Source organism: Streptomyces griseorubiginosus (assembly GCF_001514195.1).
In the GTDB taxonomy this organism is placed as follows: Bacteria; Actinomycetota; Actinomycetes; order Streptomycetales; family Streptomycetaceae; genus Streptomyces; species Streptomyces griseorubiginosus.
Map to the genome: position 1 here is coordinate 1,254,757 of NZ_KQ948734.1, position 25,705 is coordinate 1,280,461.

Below are 25,705 nucleotides of genomic sequence, written 5' to 3' on the forward strand. Positions count from 1 at the left end.
GTTGAGCCCTGAGCTGGGCTGAGTGCACCCCGCGCTCCCATCCTGGCCGGCCCCGGTTTCCGTCACGACGGAAGCCGGGGCCGTTGCCATGTCCGGGGCCGTTGCGATGTCCGGGGCCCTGTCGGTTAGAGTGGCGCTCTAAAAGTTAGAGCAGCGTTCTAAGTGAAGGGGACGACATGCGGCTGACTCCCACCGAGCGCGACCGGCTGCTGCTGTTCGGGGCCGCCGAGCTGGCCAGGGCGCGCCGGTCCCGTGGACTGCGGCTGAACGTCCCGGAGGCGACCGCGCTCATCGCGGACACCGTGTGCGAGGCCGCCCGGGACGGGGTGCGGCTGGCCGAGGCCGTCGAGCGGGCGCGGTCGGTGCTCGGGCCGGACGACGTGCTGCCCGGCGTCGCCGACGTCGTCACCGAGGTGCATGTCGAGGCGGTCTTCGAGGACGGCTCACGGCTCGCGGTCGTGAGCGATCCGATCCGCGGGGGCCTGGGCGACGCGGCCCCGGGCGCGCTGCTGCCGGGTCCGGCGCACGCCGAACCGGAGGCGGTCGTACGGCTGACCGTCACCAACACGGCCAGCGTGCCCGTCTCCGTCACCTCCCACTTCCACTTCTTCGAGGCCAACCCGCGGCTCGACTTCCCCCGGGCCGCGGCCTACGGGATGCGGCTCGCCGTCCCCGCCGGGTCCTCCGTGCGCTTCGGGCCGGGCGAGAGCGTGCGGGTCGGCCTGCTGCCCATCGGCGGCGAGCGCGTCGCCATCGGCTTCGCGGGCCTCGTGGACGGCCCGCTGGACGCGCCGGGAGCGCGGGAAGAGGCCCTGCGGAGGGCTGCGGCCTGCGGATACCTGGGCGTGCGTGACGAGGAGGTCCCGCGATGAACGGCGCCGCCGTCGTACACCCGTCCCCGCCGCCGCTTCCAGCTGACGGTGAACTCCCCGACCTGGCTGCCCGCTCCGAGGAGGTCGTCCGATGAGCCGTCCCGGTGGGCATCCCGCCGAAGCCAGGCGGCTCACGCCCCGCGAGTACGCCGCCACCCACGGCCCACGTGCCGGAGACCGGGTGCGCCTCGGGGACTCCGGGCTGGTGATCCGGGTCGAGGAGGACTCGCAGCGGTACGGCGACGAGTTCCTCGCCGGGTTCGGCAAGACCGCGCGGGACGGGCTGCACCTCAAGGCCGCCGCCGTACGGGAGACCTGTGACGTCGTGGTCAGCAACGTCGTCGTGATCGACGCCGTGCTGGGCATCCGCAAGGTCTCCATCGGGATCAGGGAAGGGCGGATCTGCGCGATCGGGCGGGCCGGCAACCCCGACACCCTCGACGGCGTGGACGTGGTCGTCGGCACCGGCACGTCCATCGTGTCCGGTGAGGGGCTCATCGCCACCGCCGGAGCCGTCGACACCCATGTCCACCTGCTGTCGCCGCGGATCATGGAGGCCTCGCTGGCGTCCGGGGTGACCACGATCATCGGGCAGGAGTTCGGGCCCGTGTGGGGCGTCGGGGTCAACTCGCCCTGGGCCCTCAAGCACGCCTTCGGCGCCTTCGACGCCTGGCCGGTCAACATCGGCTTCCTGGGCCGGGGTTCGTCCTCCGACCCGGCCCCCCTGGTCGAGGCCCTCGCCGAGGGCGGCGCCTCCGGCTTCAAGGTGCACGAGGACATGGGCGCCCACACCCGCGCCCTGGACACCGCCCTGCGGGTCGCCGAGGAGCACGACGTCCAAGTCGCCCTGCACAGCGACGGGTTGAACGAGTGCCTGTCCGTCGAGGACACCCTGAGAGTGCTGGAGGGCCGGACCATCCACGCCTTCCACATCGAGGGCTGCGGCGGCGGCCATGTGCCGAACGTGCTGAAGATGGCCGGCGTCCCGAACGTCATCGGCTCCTCCACCAACCCGACCCTGCCCTTCGGCCGGGACGCCGTCGCCGAGCACTACGGCATGATCGTCTCCGTCCACGGCCTCAAGCCCGACCTCCCCGGCGACGCCGCCCTGGCCCGCGACCGCATCCGCGCCGGGACCATGGGCGCCGAGGACGTGCTGCACGACCTGGGCGCGATCGGCATCACCTCGTCGGACGCGCAGGGCATGGGGCGCGCGGGGGAGACGGTCCGCCGTACCTTCGCCATGGCCGGGAAGATGAAGGCCGAGTCCGGCGCCCCGGACGACGGCCACGACAACGAGCGGGTCCTGCGCTACATCGCCAAGCTGACCGTCAACCCGGCCATCGCGCACGGCCTTTCGCACGAGGTCGGCTCGATCGAGGTCGGCAAGCTCGCCGACATCGTGCTGTGGCGGCCGGAGTACTTCGGTGCCAAGCCGCAACTGGTCCTGAAGTCCGGCTTCCCGGCCTACGGCGTGGTCGGCGACCCCGGCGCGGCCACCGACACCTGTGAACCCCTGGTGCTGGGACCGCAGTTCGGGGCGCACGGCGCCACCCCCGCCGAGATCTCCGTCGCCTTCGTCGCGCAGGCCGCCCTGGACCAGGGCCACGACCTGATGCCGACCCGCAGGAGAAGGGTCGCCGTCCGCGGCACCCGTGGCATCGGACCGGCCGACCTGCGCCTCAACTCCCGTACCGGAGCGGTGGACGTGGACCAGCGCACCGGCCTGGTGACGCTGGACGGCGAGCCGCTGCACTCCGAGCCGGCCGACTCCGTCTCCCTCAACCGCCTGTACTTCCTCTAGGACCCGTGGACCTGTCATGACCTACCGCATGCCGCCCGAGTGGGCCCCGCACGAGCGCACCTGGATGGCCTGGCCCGGCCCCAACCCCACCTTCACCGACGACGAGGAGCTGGCCGGGGCCCGCGCCGCCTGGGCCTGCGTCGCCCGCGCGGTGCGCCGCTTCGAGCCGGTGACGATGGTGCACGGCCCGGGACACGGCGACTCCGCCCGCGAACTGCTCGGCCCGGACGTCGAGTTGGTGGAGCGCGAGCTGGACGACGCGTGGATGCGGGACATCGGCCCGACCTTCGTCCATGACGAGAAGGGCCGACTCGCCGCCGTGGACTGGGTGTTCAACGGCTGGGGCGGCCAGGACTGGGCCCGCTGGGAGCACGACGCGAAGATCGCCCGTCAGGTGGCGGACCTCGCCGGGGTACCGGTGCTCGGCAGCCCGCTGGTCAACGAGGGCGGCGCGATCCACGTCGACGGCGAGGGCACCGTCCTGCTCACCGACACCGTCCAGCTCGGTGCCGGCCGCAACCCCGGCTGGACCCGGGAGCAGGTCGAGGCGGAGATCCACGCCAAGCTCGGCACCACCAAGGCGATCTGGCTCCCGCGCGGCCTCGCCGGCGACTACGGCAGGTACGGCACCCAGGGACACGTCGACATCGTGGCCGCCTTCGCCCGCCCGGGCGTGGTCGTGGCCCACCACCAGCCCGATCCGGCGCACCCGGACCACGAGGTGACCAGGGAGATCGTGGGCCTGTTGAAGTCGGCGACCGACGCCCGGGGCCGCCGCCTGGAGGTCGTCGAGGTGCCCGCGCCGACCGTCCTGGAGGCCGACGGCCACTGGGTCGACTACTCCTACATCAACCACTACCTCTGCAACGGCGGCGTCGTGCTCTGCGGCTTCGACGACCCGCGCGACGAGCAGGCGGCCGGGATCTTCCGGCGACTGTTCCCCGAGCGGACGGTCACGCTGGTCGACGCCCGGACCGTGTTCGCGGGCGGGGGCGGCATCCACTGCATCACCCAGCAGCAGCCGAGGACGAAGGTCCGGTAGAACAGAGAGGTGAACGTGCTGACCTGCGCCGCGTGCGGAAGCCACCTGACCGAGCCTCCGCGACTCCTGCCCGAGTCGGCGCCGCGCCCGGAGTCCGACGCCTACGGCCCGTACGAGACGGACTTCCTGCCCGACGCCGTGCGCGTGACCGCCGTATGAGCACCCCGCGCCGCACCCCGGCCCCGCCGCGCGAGCGGATCCTCGCCGCCGCCATGGAGATGATCGCCGAACGGGGGCTGGAGAAGCTCACCATGGCCGCGCTCGGGCGTGAGGTCGGCATGAGCAGTGGGCACCTCCTCTACTACTTCCGCACGAAGGACGAGCTGCTGCTCCAGACCCTGGAGTGGAGCGAGGGGCGGCTCGGCGTCGAGCGTGCCCGCCTGCTCACCCGCACGGCGACCGCCCGCGAACGGCTCGACGCGTATGTCGACCTGTACGTCCCCGACGGCCACCGCGACCCGCACTGGACCCTCTGGCTGGAGGTCTGGAACCGCTCGCAGAACGCCGACGCCGACGCGCGTGACCGGCAGGCCGCCATCGAGGGAGCCTGGCACCGCGACCTGGTCGCCCTGATCGCGCAGGGGGTCTCGCGGACGGAGTTCCGGGCCGTGGACCCGGACCGCTTCGCGACCCGGCTGCGGGCCCTGCTCGACGGGTTCTCCATTCACGTGGCGATCGGGCTGCGCGGCACGGACCGGGGGATGATTCTCGGCCACGTACGGGATTTCCTGGACGAGAGCCTCCTCGCGGACGCGTGACCTCGCGCCCGGTTCGTCCGCACCGGTTTCGGCACCTGCGAGGGCGTCGCCCGGCGACCCTGCCCACCGCCACCGCCACCGCCACCGCCACCGCCCCCATCACCGCCACCGCCACCGCCACCGCCCCCGACGCCGACCCGCACCCGCACCTGCGCCCGCGACCCCGGCAACCGGCACCGCCGACCCCGGGATGACCAGCGCACTGTTCGCATCCTGAGACGGAGGGTGAGCGTGGGGTCGGTTCTGTGCCAGACTGCCCCCGTGCTCTCGTTCGCCATGATTATTGGCAGCAGGCGCGCCGGTCCGCAGTGACCGCCACGTACGACCAGGTACGGGTGGACACCGTCGTCCTCGACCCGCGCGCAGACCTCTCGCACCCGCGAGGGGTTTTTCGCTTTTTCTGGCCCACCCGCAGCCGGAGGCGAGAGCGCGAGGGAGTATGTGGGGGCGGTGGAGCCGGTCATTCCGGTACGACCGAGATCCGATTCTCAGGAGCCTTCAGACCATGACCGCAACCAGCGAGCTCGACGATCAGTTCCACGTCTTCGACACCACCCTGCGCGACGGCGCCCAGCGGGAGGGCATCAACCTCACCGTCGCGGACAAGCTGGCCATCGCACGGCACCTGGACGACTTCGGCGTGGGCTTCATCGAGGGCGGCTGGCCCGGCGCCAACCCGCGGGACACCGAGTTCTTCGCGCGGGCCCGTCAGGAGATCGACTTCAGGCACGCCCAGCTGGTCGCCTTCGGTGCGACCCGCCGGGCCGGGGCGAAGGCCTCCGAGGACCCGCAGGTCAAGGCCCTCCTGGACTCGGGCGCCGAGGTGATCACCCTGGTCGCCAAGTCCCACGACCGGCATGTCGAGCTGGCGCTCAGGACGACCCTGGACGAGAACCTGGAGATGGTCCGCGACACGGTGTCCTACCTGCGCGAGCAGGGCCGCCGGGTCTTCGTCGACTGCGAGCACTTCTTCGACGGCTACCGCGCCAACCCCGAGTACGCGAAGGCCGTCGTACGGGCCGCCTCGGAGGCCGGCGCCTCCGTGGTCATCCTCTGCGACACCAACGGCGGCATGCTCCCCGCGCAGATCCAGGCGGTCGTCGCCACCGTCCTCGCCGACACCGGCGCCCGGCTCGGCATCCACGCCCAGGACGACACGGGCTGCGCGGTCGCCAACACCCTCGCCGCCGTGGACGCGGGCGCGACCCACGTCCAGTGCACGGCCAACGGCTACGGCGAGCGGGTCGGCAACGCCAACCTGTTCCCGGTGGTCGCCGCCCTGGAGCTGAAGTACGGCAAGAAGGTCCTCCCCGAGGGCAGGCTCCGCGAGATGACGCGGATCTCGCACGCCATCGCCGAGGTCGTCAACCTCACCCCCTCCACCCACCAGCCCTACGTCGGCGTCTCGGCCTTCGCCCACAAGGCCGGCCTGCACGCCTCCGCGATCAAGGTCGACCCGGACCTCTACCAGCACATCGACCCCGAGCAGGTCGGCAACACCATGCGGATGCTGGTCTCCGACATGGCGGGCCGCGCCTCGATCGAGCTCAAGGGCAAGGAACTCGGCGTCGACCTCGGCGGCGACCGCGAACTGGTCGGCCGGGTGGTGGAGCGGGTCAAGGAGCGCGAGCTCGAGGGCTACACCTACGAGGCGGCGGACGCCTCCTTCGAACTCCTGCTGCGCGCCGAGGTCCAGGGCAAGCCCCTGAAGTACTTCGCCGTCGAGTCCTGGCGGGCGATCGTCGAGGACCGCCCCGACGGCAGCCACGCCAACGAGGCCACCGTGAAGCTCTTCGCCAAGGGCGAGCGGATCGTCGCCACGGCCGAGGGCAACGGCCCGGTGAACGCCCTGGACCGCGCCCTGCGCGTGGCCCTGGAGAAGATCTACCCGCAGCTCGCCAAGCTCGACCTCGTCGACTACAAGGTCCGCATCCTGGAGGGCGTGCACGGCACCCAGTCCACCACCCGCGTCCTGATCTCCACGTCGGACGGCTCCGGCGAGTGGTCCACGGTGGGCGTCGCGGAGAACGTGATCGCCGCCTCCTGGCAGGCCCTGGAGGACGCCTACACGTACGGCCTGCTGCGGGCCGGGGTGGAGCCCGCGGAGTAGCCTCCGCTCAACAGGAGTCCTCGGCGAGCTTCTCGAACTCGCCGAGGCTCATCGCCCGGCCGTCGGCCCAGACCTGACCGGGTGTCAGGCGCGCGAGGTCGGCGGCCGTGAAGGTCACGAGGCCGGTGTACTCGTAGTTGTACTCGTCCTTGCCGAAGGCGAGTTGATAGGTGTGGCCGGGCAACAGCCGCTGCTCGCCGACCGGGAGGACATGCCAGGCGCCGGGCGGCGAGAAGAGCGGGAACTCGGCGTCCACCGGACGCCGGCTGCCCCGGGCCTTCCAACCCGACACGTTCGGGCCGGAGTCCTCCTGACCGAAGCGGTCGGAGGGCACGCCCTCCAGGGAAGGCCCCAGCACCCGATCGTCCCCGCAGGGCCGCAGCACGACCTCGGCCGCCCCCGCGTCATCGACCCGCACCGCGACCAACGGCAGGTCCTCCGCCCCGCACCCGCTCAACAGCCCTACGGCGGCGACCACTCCGGCGACCGCGACGATGCCCCGTCTCATCCCTCCAGCACACCGGCGAACGACCGTGCGTGCGACCACTGTTGTGCACCGGTCGGGTTGCGGTCGTACAACTCGCCCCGAGCGCGATGTCCGACGGAGTGTCTTGACGGATCTGTGTGCTCTCAGTTCACTCACGCCGTGACGTAAGTCCTGTGTGCACCACTGAGAGCCGAGGGAAGGTCCATGCGAAGAACCGCCCTGCTCGTCTCCGCCGCCCTGCTCACCTCCCTGCTGCCCGTGGCGGTCGCCCGCGCGGCGGCCGACGATCCGCCCCCGGTCCCCGTCGACCGCTTCGAGGGCGAGGTCCCCTTCGCGAGCCCGCCCGCGGGCGGCATCTTCACCTGGGGCGGCGACAGCGACGACCCGCCGGCCCTCCAGCTGAGCACACGCGGCGACGCCCCCGAGGGCGACAAGGTCCTCGCCGGCACCTACGACATCAGCGGCTACGGCGGCTTCACCCACGACTTCGCCTTCGCCGAGCCCGCCCACGACTGGTCCGCCCGCAAGGGCGTCCGCTTCTGGTGGGAGGGACAGAACAACGGCAAGAAGGTCGCCTTCGAGCTCAAGGACGGCGGCGCCAACGGCGAGGCCGCCGAGCTGTGGACCACCTCCTTCACCGACGACTTCACCGGCTGGAAGCAGATCGAGCTCCCCTTCACCGACTTCGCCTACCGCACCGACTACCAGCCCGTCGGCGGCATCGACCAGGTCCTCGGACTCACCGAGACCTGGGGCTACGCCGTCACCCTCCCGGTCGGAGCGCCCGGCCGATTCGCCATGGACGGCGTCGAGTTGTACGGCCGGGCCGACCAGTCCCTGCGCGCGAGCGTCAGCACCGACTCCGTCGTCCACCCGGTCCGGGAGGGCGGGACCGCGAAGATCAAGGTCACCGTCGCCACCACCGGCTCCGCCCCGCTCGGCGACCCCGTGACGGTCGCCTACGAGACGTCCGGCGGCACCGCCACCCCCGGCAAGGACTACACCCCCGCCTCCGGCACCCTCACCTTCCCGGCGGGTACGGCCTCCGGCGCGACCAGGACCGTCCAGGTCCCGACCCTCAAGGACAAGGGCGCCGAGTCCGCCGAGACCATCCCCCTCAAGCTCACCGTCACCGGCGCCAAGCCGCCCGCCGAGACCCCGCAGATCGTCATCGACGCGCACGGACTGCCGTACCTGAACAGCAAGCTCCCTGTGCAGAGACGGGTCGCCGACCTGCTCTCCCGGATGAGCCTCGCGGAGAAGGCCGGGCAGATGACCCAGGCCGAGCGCGGAGCCGTCGGAGGCGGGGCCGACGTCACCGCCTACGACCTCGGTTCGCTGCTCTCCGGCGGCGGTTCGACCCCCACGCCCAACACCCCCGAGGCCTGGGCGAAGATGATCGACTCCTTCCAACTCCGGTCGCGGGCCACGCGGTTCCAGATCCCGCTGATCTACGGCGTCGACGCCGTCCACGGTCACAACAACCTGGTCGGCGCCACCGTGATGCCCCACAACATCGGACTCGGCGCGACCCGGAATCCCCAACTCGTCCAGCGCACAGGGGCCGTGACCGCAGCCGAGGTCCGCGCCACCGGCGTCCCGTGGGACTTCGCACCCTGCCTCTGCGTCACCCGCGACGAACGGTGGGGCCGCTCCTACGAGTCCTTCGGCGAGGACCCGGCCCTCGTCGAGTCCATGGAGACGATCATCCAGGGCCTCCAAGGGGCGAGGAACGGCAACGACCTCGACCGCGACGACAAGGTCCTCGCCACCGCCAAGCACTTCGTCGGCGACGGCGGCACCGCCTACGGCTCGTCCACGACGGGGACGTACACCATCGACCAGGGCGTCACCACGGTCACCCGGCAGCAGCTCGAAGCCGTCCATCTCGCACCCTTCGAGGAGGCCGTGCAGCGGGGCGTCGGCACGGTCATGCCGTCCTACTCCTCCCTCGACGTCGTCGGCGACGGCCTCGGCCCGGTCAAGATGCACGCCCGCGCCGACATGATCGACGGGGTGCTGAAGCAGAAGCTGGGCTTCGACGGCTTCGTCATCAGCGACTGGAACGGCATCGACCAGATCCCCGGCGACTACGCCTCCGACGTCCGGACCTCCGTCAACGCCGGCGTCGACATGATCATGGCGCCCTACGCGTACAAGGACTTCCACTCCGCGCTCATGGCGGAGGTGCGGGCCGGGCGCGTCAGCGAACAGCGGATCGACGACGCCGTCTCCCGCATCCTCACCCAGAAGTTCAGGCTGGGCCTCTTCGAGAAGCCGTACGCCGACACCAGCGGCGCCTCGAAGATCGGTTCCGCCGGTCACCGCGCCGTGGCACGCGAGGCGGCCGCCGCGTCGCAGGTGCTGCTCAAGAACGCGGGCGACGTGCTGCCGCTGCGGAAATCCCAGAAGGTGTACGTCGCCGGGTCCAACGCCGACGACATCGGCAACCAGTCCGGCGGCTGGACCGTCACCTGGCAGGGCTCGTCCGGCGCCATCACCCCCGGGACGACGATCCTGGAGGCCATGCGGAAGAACTCCACCGCGCTGACGTACTCGAAGGACGCCTCCGCACCGCTGAGCGGCTACGACGTCGGCGTGGTCGTCGTCGGCGAGACCCCGTACGCCGAGGGCGTCGGGGACGTGGGCAACGGCCACGACCTGGCGCTGTCCGCCGCCGACCAGGCAGCCGTCGACAAGGTGTGCGCGGCGATGAAGTGCGCGGTGCTGATCGTCTCCGGGCGGCCGCAGATCGTCGGCGACCGGCTCGGCGACATCGACGCCCTGGTCGCCTCCTGGCTGCCGGGCACCGAGGGCGACGGCGTCGCGGACGTCCTGTACGGCAAGCGGCCCTTCACCGGCCGGCTGCCCGTCACCTGGCCCCGGTCACAGGCCCAGCTGCCGATCAACGTCGGCGACCCGGCGTACGACCCGCAGTTCCCGTACGGCTGGGGCCTGACCACCCTCACCAAGGTCCCCAAGGGCGGGCAGAGCACCCTGAAGGCGCTCGGGGCCGCGGCGAGCAGGGCCGAGCGGGCGGGCGCCGACGGGACGGGCCGCGCGCTCGTCGCCGAGGCCCGGCTGATCGTCCAGCAGCGGGCGGCCGGGCGGATGACGGCCGCCGTGGCCGCTCCCTTCGCGGACGCCGACCACCTGCTGCTGACCGGACGCTACGGGGAGGCGGTGGCGAAGCTGACCCAGGCGTACCGGGCGGCCTGAGGGGAGCTCGCAGGGATCTCGAAGGGATCTCACGGGAGGGCCCCGCGGTTTCGGGCGGGGCCCTTCGCAGAGGTCTCATCCGGGAGGCTTCGGGTAGCGTCGAGATATGAAGGCCAGCGCACAGGCCGTGACACGGACCGTACGGACCCGAAGCCTCCCGGAGCTGTTGCTCGCCCTGGTGGTGGCGGCTCTGGCCGTGCTGTCGACGGGCACCCCGCCGGCCTCGGCCGACTCCGTCACTAGCGCCTCGGAGATCGGGCAGGCCCTCCGGAGGAATCCCGTCTACGTCGATCCGGCCGCCGCGGCCCAGCTGTCGGCCAAGGACGCGGACGCCCTCGCGGACCGGATCGCCAAGGCGGACCGACCGCTGTTCATCGCGGTGCTGCCCGCCGACTACCCGAAGAAGGACCTGTTCTCCAAGCTGCGCACGGCGACCGGCATCACCGGCCTGTACGCGGTCCGCCTCGGCGACGCCTTCGACGCCCGGGCCGACTCCGCCGTCCTGCCGCACACGGCCGTGCGCAACCTGGTGACCACCGTCCAGGGCGAGGACACCCGCACCCAGCTCACCGACTTCACCTCCGCCGCGGTCACCAACATGGGCGGCTCGGCCCCCTCGACCTGGCGGTCCCCGCGTCAGGACGGCGGAGGGGTGTCCGGCACCGCGTTGATCACCGTCGGCGCCGTCCTGGTGGCGGGCGGCGCGGGCGCGTACACGCTGGTGCGCCGCAACCGACGCCGGCACGCCGAGGAGCAGCGGGCCGCGCTGGAGAAGCTGCGGGTGGTGGTGGACGAGGACATCACCGCGTTCGGCGAGGAACTGGACCGGCTGGACTTCCATCCGGCCGAGGCGGGCGCCGACGACGTGATGCGTGCCGACTACGAGCGGGCGCTGGACGCCTACGACCAGGCGAAGTCGCTCATGGCGGCGGCCACCCGGCCCGAGGACGTGCGCGGGGTGACCCAGGCCCTGGAGGACGGCCGCTTCTCGCTGGCCCAGCTCGCCGCCCGCCGCGAGGGCCGGCCGCTGCCCGAACGCCGGGTGCCCTGCTTCTTCGACCCGCGCCACGGCCCGTCCGTCACCGACGCCACGTGGACGCCGCCGGGCGGTGCCGCGCGCGAGGTGCCGGTGTGCGCGGCCGACGCCACCCGGCTGTCCGACGGCCGGGACCCGGTGATGCGCGAGGTCGACACCGACCAGGGCCGTCGCCCCTACTGGGACGCGGGCCCGGCCTACGGCCCCTGGGCGGGCGGCTACTTCGGCGGCGGCATCCTCCCCGGCCTGCTCGTCGGCACGGTCCTCGGCTCCATGATGGCCACCCCCGCCTACGCGGCCGACTACGGCTCCGGCTACGGCGACTTCGGCACCGGCTACGAGGGCGGCGACCTCTCGGGCTCGGACTTCGCCGCGGGCGACTTCGGGGACTTCGGGGGCGGCGGAGACTTCGGCGGGGGCGGCGATTTCGGCGGAGGGGGCGGGGACTTCGGAGGCGGCGGCTTCTGAGGCGCCCAGCCGGTCGGTCCCATCCAGCCCCTCCAAGCCGGTTGGTCCCGTTCAGCCCCTCCGGGCCGGCCGGTCCCGTTCAGTCCCGCCGAGCCGGTTGGTCCCGTTCAGCCCCTCGGGAGCCGGTCGGGCAATTCAGCCCCTCCGGCGTTTGAGGAGCGGGGGTCCGGGGGCAGCGCCCCCGAATCGGGGGTCGAAGGGGGCCGCGCCCCCTGGAGATGGGACGGGTAGGGGCGGCGGGGGCGAAAAAGCACGGGCCCGGCACACCGCACCGGACCCGCGCAAAGAAACCCGTCACCTCACAGCGTCGCCGCCGCGGACGCGATCGCCGAGGCGAACGTGGACACCTCGGTGTAGACCCCGGGCGCGTTCGGCCTGGCGCAGCCGATGCCCCAGCTCACGATCCCGACCTGGACCCACGCGTTGTTCGCGTCCCGCCGGAACATCGGCCCACCGGAGTCCCCCTGGCACGTGTCCACCCCGCCGGTCGCATACCCCGCGCAGATCTCCTCGTTCGCGATGAGCCCGCTGTACCCGCTGTACGACTTGCAGGTGGCGTCGCTGACGAACGGCACGGTCGCCTTGAGCAGATACCGCTGCTGGGCACCGCCCTGCGTGGCCGCGCCCCATCCGGCGACGGTGAAGGTGCCGGTGTTGTACTGCGTGGTCGTGGCGATGGGCAGCGTCGGCAGGTTGATGGGCTGGGCGAGCTTGATGAGCGCCCAGTCCTTGCCGTCGCCGTTGTAGCCGGGGGCCCGGTAGACGTAGGTCGACCTGACCTGGACCCGGCCGCTGGTGGACTGGAGGTCCACGACGCCGGCGGTCGCGGTGATGCCGGTGTTGGCGCCGGTGCCGTTCACGCAGTGCGCGGCGGTCAGCACGATCTGCTGGGTGTACAGCGCCCCGCCGCAGCCCATGGAGAGCCGGACCATGAACGGGAACTCGCCCTGCGCGGCACGGGTGCCGCCGACGACGGGGGCGGGGGCGGCCTGGGCGGAGGAGAGGGGCTGGAGACTGGCGATCGCGAGCGCGGCGGCTCCGACCGCCAGACATCTCTTGAGGGCCGAGACGAGTTTCTTCACAGTGCTGCCTTCCAGGTGGGGGTGGCTTTGGCGAGCACATGCCAAATCTGGGCGGCAAAGAGACGCCCAAGTTCTGACATGGGCCGGTCAAATCTGCTGATGGATTATGAGAATCCCGTGAACTCCCGCACAAGGGGCGCGATTCAGCCAAGCACCTGGCCGGCGGGGAGCGGTGACGTCGTACGCCCCCGCCTCGTGAGCCGTACGACCGCCACCGCCCGGAGCGCCACCGCAGCGGCGATGACGGAGCGTCAGGGGCCCGTGTCGCCGCCGACCGGACACGCGGGCAGACCGACCGCCTCGGCGGAGGAGGCCCCACCCTTTTCGGTCGGGTACCGGAACCAGCCCGCGAGGACCAACGGCAGGACAAGGTAGCCGAAGCGGGTCGCCGGGATCAGGCAGATGGCGAGGCCCAGGCCCACCGCCAGCCGGTCCGCCGCCGCGCGGACGGTCCGGGGCGGTCGTATCAGCAGCGACACCGCCACCCCCACGGCGGCGACGACGAGCCCGGCCGTCGCGAGCACGGCACCGTCCGGGACGTACTCGGCCAGCAGACGGCCCGGCAGCGGGCTGGTCGCCGGGGAGCGGACGCCGCCCTCACCGAGCGGGAAGAGCACCACGTGCTCGACGAAGGCGTGCGGGTCGGCGAGGGCGACGGGCACGACCGCCGTGGCAGCGACCGACAGCGCGGCCAGACCCGCCCGCAGCGCCGGGCGGCGCCCCGCCGTGACCGCGAGCAGCACCAGACCCACCGGCAGCAACGGCCATGCCGTCCACTTCAGCGCTGCCGCCGCCCCCATGGCCACGCCGGCCGCCGTGCCCGAACCGCCCCGGCCCGCCAGCGCCAGACCCAGGCACATCAGCGCGACCACCGGCAGATCCACCCCGCCCACGGCCAGCGGCAGGGCCACCGCCGGGAACGCGGCCAGCGACAGCACCCCGTCCGACCGGCGTTGCCTACGGCCGAAGCCCGCGGCGACGCCCATGCAGGCCAGGAAGGTGAGGCAGAACCAGACCCGGGCATCGGTGAGCGGGCCGTTCCCGAAGAGCGCCCGAGGAACGCCGAAGAGCGCCATGCCGGGCAGGTACGGGTCGTAGTCCACCGTGTGGACGGGATGCGGAAGGTAGGGGCTGCCGGAGTGCAGCAGCAGCGCCGCCGACCGCTCGACGACGCCGACCTCCGACTGGGCCTCGCCCGAGACGACGAGCACCGTCAGCGGCACCAGGACCGCTCCCACGAGCGCGGCCCAAGCGGCGCGGCGGGGCGAGTTCCGTACGGCGAACACCGCAGCCGTGCCGTATCCGACCGCCGCGCAGGCGCCCCAGACCCGGTGCGGGCCGAGCCCCGTCGTCGTCGCCAGGATCAGCGCGAAGCCCGCGCACCCGAGCCAGTACGTCCACATCCGGCGGGCGAGGAAGGCGAGCCGTCCGGCCGGTGGTGCGGGCGGGGTGGTCTGCCCGAGGTGTCCCACCCCCGTGAGGACACCTCGGGCCGTGTGCGGGGCCGGCGTCGCCGCCCTGTCGATGAGGGTCATGTCGTCTCTCATGGCGTCTGAGCGCGGGGACCGCACGCTGCGGTACGGCCTCCGGAACAAGGCCCGTGACCATGAGTCCAGCGGGCGGCGCGTTGTTCAGCAGCCCCCGCCCGCCACCCTGAACAAAACGAAAGCCCCTGGTGACGGGCGCGGCGGAACCTTGCGGGGGGTCGGGACGGTTCCTTAGGGTGGCCGCGACGAACAGGCGTCCGCAGCACGGGGCGTGGACACGGGGGAGACGAGCGCACATGGGCCGTCGGGAGACCCCGGTCGATCCGGCCGCGGGACCGGTGCCGAGGTTCGCCTACGAACTGCGCAAGCTCCGCCAGGAGGCCGGCGGCCCCACCTACCGCGAACTCGCCCGCCGGGCGCACTTCTCCGTGACCGCGCTCTCCCAGGCCGCGGCCGGCGAGCACCTGCCCTCGCTCCAGGTGACCCTGGCCTACGCCACGGCCTGCGGCGGCGACGCGGGGGAGTGGGAGCGGCGCTGGAAGGAGGCCGAGCGGGAGGTCCGCGAGGCGGCCGCCGGCCTGGACGACGACGTGGAACCGCCCTACCAGGGCCTGGCCCGCTTCGAACCCGACGACCACGACCGGTACTTCGGGCGCGACCGGCTGGTCACGGCGCTGTGCCGGCTGGTCCGGGACCGGCGCTTCACCGCGGTGTTCGGCCCCTCCGGCAGCGGCAAGTCCTCCCTCCTGCGGGCCGGGCTCATCCCCGCCCTGCGCGCCGAGCGCGGACTCGCCGCGATCCGCGTCCTCACCCCTGGCGCCCACCCGGCCCGCACCCACGCGGACGCGCTGCGACCGGCGGGGGAGCCGGGGCCGGCGGACGCGTCGGTCGCGGCGGGCGAGCCGGGGGTGGCGGACGCGTCGGTCGCGGCGGGCGAGTCAGGGCCCGCGGGCGACACCCTGGTCGTCGTCGACCAGTTCGAGGAGGTCTTCACCCTCTGCCGCGACCCGGACGAACGCCGCGCCTTCCTCGACCTGCTGCTCGCCGCCCGGGAGCCCGGCAGCGGACTGCGGGTCGTCATCGCCGTACGGGCGGACTTCTACGGCCGCTGCGCCGAACACCGGGGTCTGGCGGACGTGTTGGGCGAGGCCGGGCTGCTGGTCGGCCCGATGGACCCGGCCGAGCTGCGCGACGTCATCGTCAAGCCGGCCCAGGGCGCCGGGTACATCGTCGAACGGGCCCTCACCGCCCGCCTGGTCGACGAGATCGCCGACGAGCCCGGGGGACTGCCGCTGCTGTCGCACGTCCTGCGCGAGACCTGGCGCCGCCGTCGCGGCCGGGCGCTGACCGAGGAGGCGTACGAGGCCGCGGGCGGTGTCCGCGGGGCCATCGCCCAGAGCGCCGAGGAGGTCTGGGCGGACCTCTCCCCGCACCACGCGGAACTTGCCCGGCTCGTCCTGCTCCGCCTCATCACCCCCGGCGAGGGCTCCCAGGACACCCGCCGCCCGATCGACCGCACGGAACTCGACTTCACGGCACCGACGGCGGGTACGGGGACCCCGGGCCCCACGACGTGGCGCCTCGGCCGGACACGCACCGGGTCGCCTGGCTCGGGGTTCGCCGGGTCGCCTGCCTCAGGGTCTGCCGGGTCGCCTGCCTCAGGGTTCGCCGGGTCGCCTGCCTCGGGACCCGCCGGGTCGCCCGCCTCAGGGGCCGCCGTGTCCCTTGGCTCGGCGCTCGCCGAATCCACTGGCCCGACACCCGCCGCGCACCCCTGCCCGACGCCCGCCGCGCACCCCTGTCCGACGCCCGCTGCCCTTCCCGGCCCGCCTCCCGCTCAGACACCCCCGCCCCCTTCCGGCGCCCCCACCCCCGACCTGGGCCCCACCCCCGACACAGCCCTCGTCCTGGACCGTCTCGTCCGTGCCCGGCTCCTGACCCTCGATCACGGCACCGTCGATCTCGCCCACGAGGCCTTGATCACCGCCTGGCCCCGGCTGTCCGGCTGGATCGAGCAGGAGCGGGAGCAGTTGCGCACGCACCGGCGGCTGACCGAGGCGGCCCGGGCCTGGGACGACCTGGGGCGGGACCCCGGCGCCCTGTACCGCGGCACCCGGCTGGCCACGGCCGAGGAACAGCTGGCCGGGGCCTCGCTGACCGCGCAGGAGCGGGCCTTCCTCACGGCGAGCAGTGCCGCACACCGGGGTGAGCGCCGCAGGCGCCGCGGACTCGTCGGGGCCCTCGCCGCGCTGCTCGTGCTCGCGCTGGTCGCGGGGGCCGCAGCCTGGCAGCAGAACCGGACGAGCGACCGCCGCCAGGTGGAGGCCGAGGCCCGTCGGATCGCCGCCGTGGCCGACGGTATGCGGTTCTCCGACCCGCGCACCGCGATGCGGCTCAGCGTGGCCGCCGCCCGGCTCGCCGACACGACGGAGACCCGGTCGGCGCTGATCGGGGCGATGGCCCAGCGGGACGAGGACGTGTTCGCGGTGCCGGGCGCGGACGCCGGTTTCGACGGCTCCGGCAACGACGTGCACCGGCTGACGGCGGACGGCCGGTCCGTGGTGTCCGTCACCGCGGACCGGGTCCGGATCTGGGACCTGCGCACCCGGCGGCTCACCCGCTCCGTGCCGGGACCCGGAAAGCTGATGGACGGCGTCCCGGCCGCCGTCGCCCCGGACGGCCGGACCCTCGCGCTGCTGGCCGGGGACCGCGTCGAGCTGTGGGACGTGGGGACCGGGCGGGTGACCAGGACACTCCCCGGCGTGGACGCCATGCAGACCCCGTTCGCCTACACCGCGCACGCCCTGGTCGCCGTCGACTGGGACGACGGCAGTGTGCACGTCCGGGACCCGCGCACCGGTCGCTCCGCCCTGCGGCTCCCGGAACCGGCCGGCGGCGTGAGCGGTGTCGCGGCCAGCCCGGACGGCCGGTGGCTCGCCCTGTGCACGCGCGACGGTCACGCCCCGGAGCTCTGGGACGTCACGCACCGGCGACGGGTCTCGGCGCCCTGGGTGGCGAACGCGCGGCCCGCCGACTGCCGTGACCACGCGCTGGCGTTCACCCCGGACAGCCGCGCGCTCACCGTCGCCGCCGCCGACGGGATCCACGGCTGGGACCTGCGCACCGGACGCGCGACCCCGTCCTTCACGGCCGACGGACTGACCCAGGTGTGGCCCGGCGGGGGCGGCGCCTTCCTGGTGGCCACCGGACCCCACCGGCTCGTCGTGCTGCGGACCGCCCACCCGCAGGTGACCGTGCTGAGCCGGCGGATCGACGCGGACGACTGGGACGACATCGCCTTCGACCGGACCGCGGGAGCCGTGCGTTATCTCAACGGCTCCGCGACTGTCGTACGCTCACTGGCCCTCGGCACGGCCCCGGCCGCGCCCTGGCAGGAGCCCACGGCGTACCGGGCGGAACTCTCCGACGACGGCCGGGTCCTGGCCCGTTCCGTGGAGACGGGTGGCGAGCGGCGGGTGCAGGTGCTGGACACCCGGGTCGGGCGCGCGGGGCGCGTGGTCTTCGAGCCGCCGGCCACGCCGTGCCCCCGCACCGAGTCCTGCGCCGGCCTCATGGCGCTCAGCGGCGACGGCAGATACCTGGCCACCGGCCTCAACCCCTACGCCGAGGGACAGGGGCCGCCGCGCGACCGGACCAGGATCACGGTGTGGGACCTCGCGCACCGCCGGGTCCACGCGACCGTGGTGATCGGCGCCGCCCCGGGCGGCTCGCTCGCGGTGGACGGTCTCGCCCTCGACACCCACGGCCGCACCCTGCTGGTGTACCGGTCGGTGGCACGGCCTGCGGTCGAGGTGTGGGACGTGGACCGGCACCAGCGGGTGAGGACCGTGCGCAGCGTCCGGGAGGCCGACTCCGTCACCGCCGGTTCGGAGGGCGTGCGCCTGGCCCTGCGGTCCGACGGGGCCGCCCTGGTGACGCAGGAGGGGCTGGTCGCCGATCTGCGCGTCGGCCGCATGGAGCCGCGGGTGCTGGGCGAGGACCTGATCAGCGCCGCGGCCTACGGCCCGGACGGCTCGCGGCTGGCCGTGGGTGACGTGCTGGGCCGGGTCACGCTCTGGGACGGTGCCGCGCGGGCCCGCCTCGGCGTGCTGGACGCCACCACGTCCGACCCGACGACCGACGCCACCGGCGGGGTGACCGCGCTCGCCTTCTCTCCGGACGGGGGGACGCTCGCCGCCGCCGGAGCGGGCGGCACCCTGCACCTGTGGGACCTGGCGTCCCAGACGCTCCTGGGAACGGCACTGCCCACCCCGGGCGACGACATCCGCGCCCTTGCGTTCGCCCCGGACGGCACGCTCCACGCCTCCGGCGCCCACGTCCCCGTACTGCGCTACGACCTGCGCCCGGACCGGCTGATCGGCGAGGTCTGCGAGCGCGCCGGTTCGGGACTGTCCGAGGCGGCCTGGAAGACCTACCTCCCGGACCTGCCGTACCGGCGCACCTGCTGACGTACGGACGCGAGCGCAGTCGGCGGCTCAGGCGTTCTCGGGCGTTATCAGGCGGCTCAGGCGTTCTTGATCGCCGAGATGTCGAAGTGCAGCTTGATCTTGTCGGAGACCAGGACGCCGCCCGTCTCCAGGGCCGCGTTCCAGGTCAGGCCCCACTCGGAGCGCTTGATCTCGGCCTTGCCCTCGAAGCCCACGCGCTCGTTGCCGAAGGGGTCCTTGGCGGCGCCGTTGAACTCCAGGTCGATGGTGAGCGGCTTGGTGGTGCCGAGGATGGTCAGGTCACCGGTGATGCGGTAGTCCTCGTCGCCCAGCGCCTCCGCCTTGGTGGAGCGGAAGGTCATCGTCGGGAACTCGTCGGTCTTGAAGAAGTCCGCGCTCTTGAGGTGCCCGTCGCGGTCCGGCGCCCCGGTGTCGATGCTGTCCATCTTGACGTCGATGGAGGCCGTCGACTGGGACGGGTCGCCGCCGTCCAGGTGCAGCGAGCCGCTGAACTCGTCGAACTTGCCCTTGACGTTGGTGACCATGGCGTGCCGGACGGTGAAGCCGATCGTGGAGTGCGAGGGGTCGATCGTGTAGTCGCCGGTCAGCGCGGTCAGGTCGGTGTTCGTCATGACGGGGCTCCTTTGCTGAGGATGTTGAACGTTGAACCACTCAACGCAAACGACCGTAGACCTATTCCTTGAAGGTTTCAACGTCATCCGCGAAGTGTTGGCGGCGCCGTCCCGCGGTGGTACATGCCCCCGTATGAAACCGCAGCGCAGAGCTCCCGTGCGACCTCCCACCCGCAGAGCGGTCTTACTCGCGGCGGCGCTCCTGGCCACCGCCGCTCCGTCCGCCCGCGCCGCCGCCGACCCCTACGACACCCTGCGCCACCGCTGGCTCGACATCGCCCTCGGCACCGGCTACGACCCCGCGACCGAGCCCTACGCCGGCCGCCTCGCCGAGACCGGCGAACTCGCCCGCGGCTTCGCCGCTGCCATGGCCCCGACCCCCACCTCCCTGTGGCCCGGCATCCCCTTCGACCCCCCGGCGGGCATCACCCAGAGCTACGGCCGCCTGTGGACCATGACCCAGGCCCACGTCCAGCAGGGCACCGGCTCGACCGGCGACGAGGACCTCCTCGCGGCCGTCCTGCGCGGCCTCGACCACCTCTCCGCCACCGTCTACAACCCCTCCACCACCCGCTACGGCAACTGGTGGGAATGGCAGATCGGCAGCCCCCGGCTCCTCATGGACATCACGGCCGCGCTGTACGACCGCCTCACCGACGCCCGCCGGGAAGCGGCCTGCGCCGCCGTGGACCACTTCGTCCCGGACGCGCTGCTCACCGACTACTCCGGCACCTCCACCGGCGCCAACCGCGTCGACCTGTGCCGCTCGGTCGCCCTGCGGGGCATCCTCGGCCGGGCCCCCGACCGGATCGCCCTGGCCCGCGACGCACTCTCCCCGGTCTTCCCGTACGTCACGACGGGCGACGGCCTGTATGCCGACGGGTCCTTCGTCCAGCACACCCGGGTCGCCTACTCCGGCACCTACGGCCAGGTCCTGCTCGACGGCCTGGGCCGCCTCCTCACCCTCCTCGCCGGCTCCGAGTGGGAGGTGACCGACCCCAACCGGCGGACCGTCCTCGACAGCGTCGAGCACGCCTTCGCCCCGCTGATCCACGACGGGCTGGTGATGGACGGCGTCAACGGCCGTGCCATCAGCCGGGGCCATCTCAAGACCGACGACCGGCACGTGCTGCGCAGCGACCACTTCCACGGCCACGGCATCGTCGCCGCCGTCGCACTGCTCGCGGGCGGAGCGGGCACGGCGGAACGGGAGCGCTGGTACGGCCTGGTGAAGGGGTGGATCGAACGGGACACCGTCACGCCGGTCCTGACCTCCCCCCAGTTCGGCGTCGCCGACCTCGCCCGGCTGCACGCGGTGGCCGCCTCACCGGTCCCGGCCGCCCCCGCACCCGTCGGCCACCGCCTCTTCGCCGCCATGGACCGGGCCGTCCACCACCGCCCCGGTTTCGTCGCCGGCATCGCCATGGCGAGCGACCGCATCGCCGCCTACGAGTGCGGCAACGGCGAGAACCCGCGCGGCTGGCACACCGGCGCCGGAATGCTCTCCTGGTGGACCGGGAAGCGGAGCGACCAGTACACGGACTGGTACTGGCCCACCGTCGACTGGTACCGCCTCCCCGGCACCACCGTCTCCACCCGTCGCCTTCCCGACCGCGCGGGCGGCGAATGGGGCGAGCCCCGGCCGGACGTCCGCTGGGTCGGCGGCACCACCGACGGCGAGTACGCGGCGATCGGCCAGCACCTGAAGGGTCTGGAGTCGACGCTCCAGGCCCGCAAGTCGTGGTTCTGCCTCGCGGACGCCGTGGTCTGTCTCGGCGCCGGGATCACCTGCACGGACGGCGTCCCGGTCGAGACCGTCGTCGACAACCGCAACCTCGGGGAGGGCGGGGAGCAGGCCTTCGTACGGGGGCCGGGCTGGGCGCATCTGGAGGGACACGGCGGCTGGCTCGTCCCCGACGCGGTGCACACCCTGCGCGAGGACCGCACCGGCGCCTGGTCCGACATCAACACCGGCAGTACGGCCGAGCGGCGCACCCGGCGCTGGCAGACCCTCTGGCTCGACCACGGCACCGACCCCGTGGACGCCACGTACGTCTACGTCCTCCTGCCAGGAGCCGCCCGCCGTACCGTCGCCGCCCGGGCCGCCGACCGCCACTGGCTGTCGGTCCTCGCCAACGACGGCACCTGCCAGGCGGTCCACGTCGACCGCCTCGGCCTGACCGCCGCGAACTTCTGGCGGCCGGGCACGGCCGGACCGCTCACCACGTCGGCGCCGGCGAGCGTGCTGGTCCGCCGCACGGGCCGTACGGCTACGCTCTGCGTGGCCGAACCCACCCGAACGGGTGAACCCCTCGAGATCGTCTGGAACCGGCCGGTGCGCTCGGTGATCCGCGCCGACGACACGGTCGAGGTGCTCGCCGCGGGCCGTCTGCTCCGGCTGCGCGTCACTCCGGGGGAGGTATGCGCCACCCATGTGTGTGAGGTGGCTCTCACGGGCTGACTTTGTGCGACCCCTACAAGCGAGAGACCCCCTGAGCAGTCAGAAGGCCTGCATGGCTCCAGGGTTCTGTTCAGTGGCACCAGGAAAACGGGCCGGAGACTGTACGGAGTCGACGGCTCGCTTTCCTCGCGGGTCTTCGTAAGGTCGCTACATGACCGTTTTGGATGAGGCGCCGAGTGAGTCGACGGGCGAGCCGACGGACGCGCGCGGGCGAGTGGCCGAGCTGCACGAGATCCGTGCGGCGGCCCTGGCCGGCCCCAGCGAGAAGGCGACCGAGGCGCAGCACGCCAAGGGCAAGCTGACCGCACGCGAGCGCATCGAACTGCTCCTCGACGCCGGGTCCTTCCAGGAGGTCGAGCAGCTGCGCAGGCACCGGGCGACCGGGTTCGGCCTGGAGGCCAAGAAGCCGTACACCGACGGTGTGATCACCGGCTGGGGCACCGTCGAGGGCCGCACGGTCTTCGTCTACGCCCACGACTTCCGCATCTTCGGCGGCGCGCTGGGCGAGGCCCACGCCACCAAGATCCACAAGATCATGGACATGGCCATCGCGGCCGGTGCCCCGCTGGTCTCCCTCAACGACGGCGCGGGCGCCCGCATCCAGGAGGGCGTCTCGGCGCTCGCCGGCTACGGCGGCATCTTCCAGCGCAACACCAAGGCCTCGGGTGTCATCCCGCAGATCTCGGTGATGCTGGGCCCGTGCGCGGGCGGCGCGGCCTACAGCCCCGCCCTGACCGACTTCGTGTTCATGGTCCGCGAGACCTCGCAGATGTTCATCACCGGACCGGACGTCGTCAAGGCGGTCACCGGCGAGGAGATCACCCAGAACGGCCTGGGCGGCGCGGACGTGCACGCCGAGACCTCCGGGGTCTGCCACTTCGCCTACGACGACGAGGAGACCTGCCTCGCCGAGGTCCGCTACCTGCTGTCGATGCTCCCGCAGAACAACCGGGAGAACCCGCCGCGGGTGGAGTCCTCCGACGCGGCCGACCGGCGCGGCGAGGTCCTGCTGGACCTGGTGCCGGCGGACGGCAACCGGCCGTACGACATGGCCAAGGTCATCGAGGAGATCGTCGACGACGGCGACTACCTCGAGGTCCACGAGCGCTGGGCCCGCAACATCATCTGCGCGCTGGCCCGCCTGGACGGCCAGGTCGTCGGCATCGTCGCCAACCAGCCCTCCACGCTCGCCGGTGTCCTGGACATCGAGGCCTCGGAGAAGGCCGCGCGCTTCGTCCAGATGTGCGACGCCTTCAACATCCCGATCGTCACCTTCCTGGACGTCCCCGGCTTCCTCCCGGGCGTCGACCAGGAGCACGGCGGCATCATCCGGCACGGCGCCAAGCTGCTCTACGCCTACTGCAACGCCACCGTGCCGCGGATCTCGCTGATCCTGCGCAAGGCCTACGGCGGTGCCTACATCGTCATGGACAGCCAGTCCATCGGCGCGGACCTCACCTACGCCTGGCCCACCAACGAGATCGCCGTGATGGGCGCCGAAGGTGCCGCGAACGTCATCTTCCGCCGCCAGATCGCGGAGGCGGAGGACTCCGAGGCGATGCGGGCCCGCATGGTCAAGGAGTACAAGTCCGAGCTCATGCACCCGTACTACGCGGCCGAGCGCGGCCTGGTCGACGACGTCATCGACCCCGCCGAGACCCGCGAGGTCCTGATCAAGTCCCTCGCCATGCTCCAGTCCAAGCACGCCGACCTGCCCTCCCGCAAGCACGGCAACCCTCCGCAGTAACCCGGCGGACCCTCCGCGTCACCCTCGCGGAAACCTCTCTCACGGAGACTGTGACCTATGAGCACCCCTGACATCCGCGTCGAGAAGGGCCACGCCGAGCCCGAGGAAGTCGCCGCCATCACGGCGATCCTCCTGGCCCGCGCAGCAGCCCGGCCCTCCGAGACCCCGTCCCACCCCGGCCACCCCAAGGCCCGCTGGCGCCGCCTGGAGCGCGAGGGCGGCTTCCGCGCCCCGCACAGCTGGCACTGAGCCCGTAACGACGCCTGAGGGCCCCTCTCGAAAGAGAGGGGCCCTCAGAGCGTTTTGGCGCTTTCAGGGGCGCGGGGAACTGCGCGACAAGCCACAAGGCTGCCGCAGACGGCACACAACCGTCCGCGGCAGCCCAGTAGCCGCAAGAACCACGTGCCTACCGCAGTCGAGCCATCAGCGCATGCTCGACCAGCGTGATGAGAGCAGACTTCGCATCCGCCCGATGCCGCGCATCCGTCGTGATGATCGGCGTGTCCGGCCCGATCTGCAGAGCCTCCCGGACCTCGTCCGGGTTGTACGGCTGGTTCCCGTCGAACCCGTTCAGGGCGATCACGAACGGAAGACCCGAGTTCTCGAAGTAGTCGACGGCCGGGAAGCAGTCGGCGAGGCGCCGGGTGTCCACGAGGACGATCGCGCCGATGGCACCGCGGACCAGGTCGTCCCACATGAACCAGAAGCGGTCCTGACCGGGCGTACCGAAGAGGTACAGGATCAGGTCCTGGTCCAGGGTGATGCGGCCGAAGTCCATGGCGACCGTGGTGGTCGTCTTGTCCCCGGTGTGGGTCAGGTCGTCGATGCCGGCCGACGCGGACGTCATCACGGCCTCTGTGCGCAGCGGGTTGATCTCCGAAACGGCCCCGACGAACGTGGTCTTGCCCACGCCGAAGCCACCCGCCACCACGATCTTCGCCGAGGTGGTGGAGCGGGAAGGACCGCCGCTAGAGCTTGCGAAGTCCACTGAGCACCCTTTCGAGCAGTGTCACGTCTGGCTGGCCGCCGGCGTTCTCGTCGCCGCCGGGCTGATGGATGGCGACCAGGCCCGCCTCCGCCAAGTCGGCGACGAGGATCCTGGCCACGCCGAGAGGGATCGTCAGGAGCGCGGAGATTTCCGCCACCGACTTGATCTCCCGGCAGAGGTTGCAGATCCGCTGATGCTCGGGCAACTGGCCCTGCATCTGGTGCGGCTGCGCGGTGGTGTGCACCAGCGCCTCGATGGCGAGCTGGTAGCGCGGGCGAGTCCGGCCGCCGGTCATGGCGTACGGACGCACCAGGGGGTTGTTCGAGGCCCCGGCGGGCGCCGGCTCGGAGCGTCGCTGCGGCTGCACGGGCTGGATGCGCGGGGCCGGCGGCTGGTCGTACGGCGAAGGACCGGGGCCCTGGGGCGCGTACGGCTGCTGCCGATGGCTGGGGGCGGAGGGGAAGTTGTAACGGTTCGGGTTCTGGCCGTCGTTCGGACCCTGGCCAGGTCCGTACGACCAATTGCCAGATGAACCGCCTGGGGGTGTTGCCACTTTCTCTCCTCCTCCGACTGCGCCGCGCACCCATCACTGTGGAGCCGCGTCCCGAAACCTTACGGCCCCGGGACGCCAAAACGCACCGTCTGTCTGTCAGTTGAGCAGGCTGCCCTGGAGCTCCGCACGCAGATCGGGCGTCAGGACCGTTCCGGCACGGTCCACCAGAAGAGCCATCTCGTACCCGATGAGGCCGATGTCCGCCTCGGGGTGCGCGAGAACCGCGAGCGACGAACCGTCGGAGATGGACATGATGAACAGGAATCCCCGTTCCATCTCCACAACGGTCTGGTTCACGCTGCCGCCCTCGAAGATGCGCGAGGCACCCGCGGTCAGCGAGGTCAGACCGGAGGCGACGGCCGCAAGCTGATCGGCTCGGTCGCGCGGAAAGCCTTCGGACATCGCCAGAAGGAGTCCGTCGGCGGAGACCACCACCGTGTGGGACACCCCCGGGGTGTTGTCCACGAAGTTGGTGATCAACCAGTTCAGGTTCTGCGCCGCCTGGCTCATC

At 72.5% G+C, this 25,705-nt stretch carries 19 protein-coding genes; 12 read left to right on the forward strand and 7 right to left on the reverse strand.

Annotation, left to right across the window (positions count from 1 at the left end):
- Nucleotides 1–176: 176 nt before the first annotated feature.
- The 6 genes from ureA to cimA all read left to right on the forward strand — a co-directional run bounded on the left by ureA (nt 177) and on the right by cimA (nt 6,586).
- Complete coding sequence (gene ureA, locus AQJ54_RS05615) at nt 177–872, forward strand: urease subunit gamma (protein ID WP_062234436.1); 696 nt, start codon at nt 177–179, stop codon at nt 870–872.
- Between the two features lie 91 nt (nt 873–963).
- Entirely contained in the window at nt 964–2,676 is a 1,713-nt protein-coding gene (locus tag AQJ54_RS05620; protein WP_062234439.1) for an urease subunit alpha, read from the forward strand.
- Nucleotides 2,677–2,692: 16 nt separating this feature from the next.
- Nucleotides 2,693–3,718: an agmatine deiminase family protein gene (locus AQJ54_RS05625; protein ID WP_062234443.1), complete on the forward strand. Its 1,026-nt coding sequence runs from the start codon at nt 2,693–2,695 to the stop codon at nt 3,716–3,718.
- 9 nt (nt 3,719–3,727) lie between these two features.
- Nucleotides 3,728–3,877: a hypothetical protein gene (locus AQJ54_RS45565; protein WP_159055502.1), complete on the forward strand. Its 150-nt coding sequence runs from the start codon at nt 3,728–3,730 to the stop codon at nt 3,875–3,877.
- Complete coding sequence (locus AQJ54_RS05630) at nt 3,874–4,476, forward strand: TetR/AcrR family transcriptional regulator (RefSeq protein ID WP_062234445.1); 603 nt, start codon at nt 3,874–3,876, stop codon at nt 4,474–4,476. The genes AQJ54_RS45565 and AQJ54_RS05630 overlap by 4 nt, the downstream gene beginning before the upstream one ends.
- Before the next feature lie 505 nt (nt 4,477–4,981).
- On the forward strand, nt 4,982–6,586 hold the full coding sequence (gene cimA, locus AQJ54_RS05635; protein WP_062234448.1) for a citramalate synthase: 1,605 nt from the start codon (nt 4,982–4,984) through the stop codon (nt 6,584–6,586).
- 7 nt (nt 6,587–6,593) lie between these two features.
- Here cimA and AQJ54_RS05640 read toward each other — a convergent pair whose 3' ends face one another.
- Nucleotides 6,594–7,094 (reverse strand): hypothetical protein, encoded by a 501-nt coding sequence (locus AQJ54_RS05640; protein WP_062234450.1) that lies wholly within the window; start codon nt 7,092–7,094, stop codon nt 6,594–6,596.
- A gap of 183 nt (nt 7,095–7,277) precedes the next feature.
- Between AQJ54_RS05640 and AQJ54_RS05645 the strand changes: the two genes are divergently transcribed.
- Nucleotides 7,278–10,292 carry a glycoside hydrolase family 3 protein gene (locus AQJ54_RS05645; RefSeq protein WP_062234452.1) on the forward strand — a complete coding sequence of 1,005 codons (3,015 nt, stop codon included), beginning with the start codon at nt 7,278–7,280 and terminating at the stop codon, nt 10,290–10,292.
- 106 nt (nt 10,293–10,398) lie between these two features.
- Entirely contained in the window at nt 10,399–11,796 is a 1,398-nt protein-coding gene (locus AQJ54_RS05650) for a hypothetical protein (RefSeq protein WP_062234454.1), read from the forward strand.
- Between the two features lie 299 nt (nt 11,797–12,095).
- Here AQJ54_RS05650 and AQJ54_RS05655 read toward each other — a convergent pair whose 3' ends face one another.
- Together AQJ54_RS05655 and AQJ54_RS05660 are read right to left on the reverse strand one after the other, a co-directional pair.
- Nucleotides 12,096–12,878, reverse strand: coding sequence for a serine protease (locus tag AQJ54_RS05655; RefSeq protein WP_062234456.1), 783 nt, complete (start codon nt 12,876–12,878; stop codon nt 12,096–12,098).
- A 251-nt stretch (nt 12,879–13,129) separates the two neighbouring features.
- A complete protein-coding gene (locus AQJ54_RS05660) occupies nt 13,130–14,413 on the reverse strand; it encodes a glycosyltransferase 87 family protein (RefSeq protein ID WP_062234457.1) in 1,284 nt (427 codons plus the stop codon).
- Between the two features lie 248 nt (nt 14,414–14,661).
- On the opposite strand from AQJ54_RS05660, the gene AQJ54_RS05665 reads away from it, so the two are divergent.
- A complete protein-coding gene (locus AQJ54_RS05665; protein WP_062234460.1) occupies nt 14,662–18,834 on the forward strand; it encodes an nSTAND1 domain-containing NTPase in 4,173 nt (1,390 codons plus the stop codon).
- A 56-nt stretch (nt 18,835–18,890) separates the two neighbouring features.
- On the opposite strand, the gene AQJ54_RS05670 is transcribed toward AQJ54_RS05665, so the two are convergent.
- The gene (locus AQJ54_RS05670; protein ID WP_062026784.1) at nt 18,891–19,445 is read right to left on the reverse strand and encodes a YceI family protein; all 555 of its coding nucleotides are present in this window, start codon (nt 19,443–19,445) and stop codon (nt 18,891–18,893) included.
- Nucleotides 19,446–19,578: 133 nt separating this feature from the next.
- Here AQJ54_RS05670 and AQJ54_RS05675 point away from each other — a divergent pair, with 133 nt between their 5' ends.
- From AQJ54_RS05675 to AQJ54_RS05685, 3 genes are all read left to right on the forward strand, one after another.
- Nucleotides 19,579–21,906: a polysaccharide lyase 8 family protein gene (locus AQJ54_RS05675; protein ID WP_062234462.1), complete on the forward strand. Its 2,328-nt coding sequence runs from the start codon at nt 19,579–19,581 to the stop codon at nt 21,904–21,906.
- 151 nt (nt 21,907–22,057) lie between these two features.
- Complete coding sequence (locus AQJ54_RS05680) at nt 22,058–23,653, forward strand: acyl-CoA carboxylase subunit beta (RefSeq protein ID WP_062234465.1); 1,596 nt, start codon at nt 22,058–22,060, stop codon at nt 23,651–23,653.
- Between the two features lie 57 nt (nt 23,654–23,710).
- Nucleotides 23,711–23,902 (forward strand): acyl-CoA carboxylase subunit epsilon, encoded by a 192-nt coding sequence (locus tag AQJ54_RS05685; protein ID WP_062026781.1) that lies wholly within the window; start codon nt 23,711–23,713, stop codon nt 23,900–23,902.
- 157 nt (nt 23,903–24,059) lie between these two features.
- On the opposite strand, the gene AQJ54_RS05690 is transcribed toward AQJ54_RS05685, so the two are convergent.
- From AQJ54_RS05690 to AQJ54_RS05700, 3 genes are all read right to left on the reverse strand, one after another.
- Nucleotides 24,060–24,641, reverse strand: a complete 582-nt coding sequence (locus AQJ54_RS05690; protein WP_026248371.1) for a GTP-binding protein — start codon at nt 24,639–24,641, stop codon at nt 24,060–24,062.
- Nucleotides 24,622–25,194: a DUF742 domain-containing protein gene (locus tag AQJ54_RS05695; protein WP_028809822.1), complete on the reverse strand. Its 573-nt coding sequence runs from the start codon at nt 25,192–25,194 to the stop codon at nt 24,622–24,624. The genes AQJ54_RS05690 and AQJ54_RS05695 overlap by 20 nt, the downstream gene beginning before the upstream one ends.
- Nucleotides 25,195–25,290: 96 nt before the next feature.
- Complete coding sequence (locus AQJ54_RS05700) at nt 25,291–25,704, reverse strand: roadblock/LC7 domain-containing protein (protein ID WP_004983065.1); 414 nt, start codon at nt 25,702–25,704, stop codon at nt 25,291–25,293.
- Between the last annotated feature and the right edge of the window lies 1 nt (nt 25,705).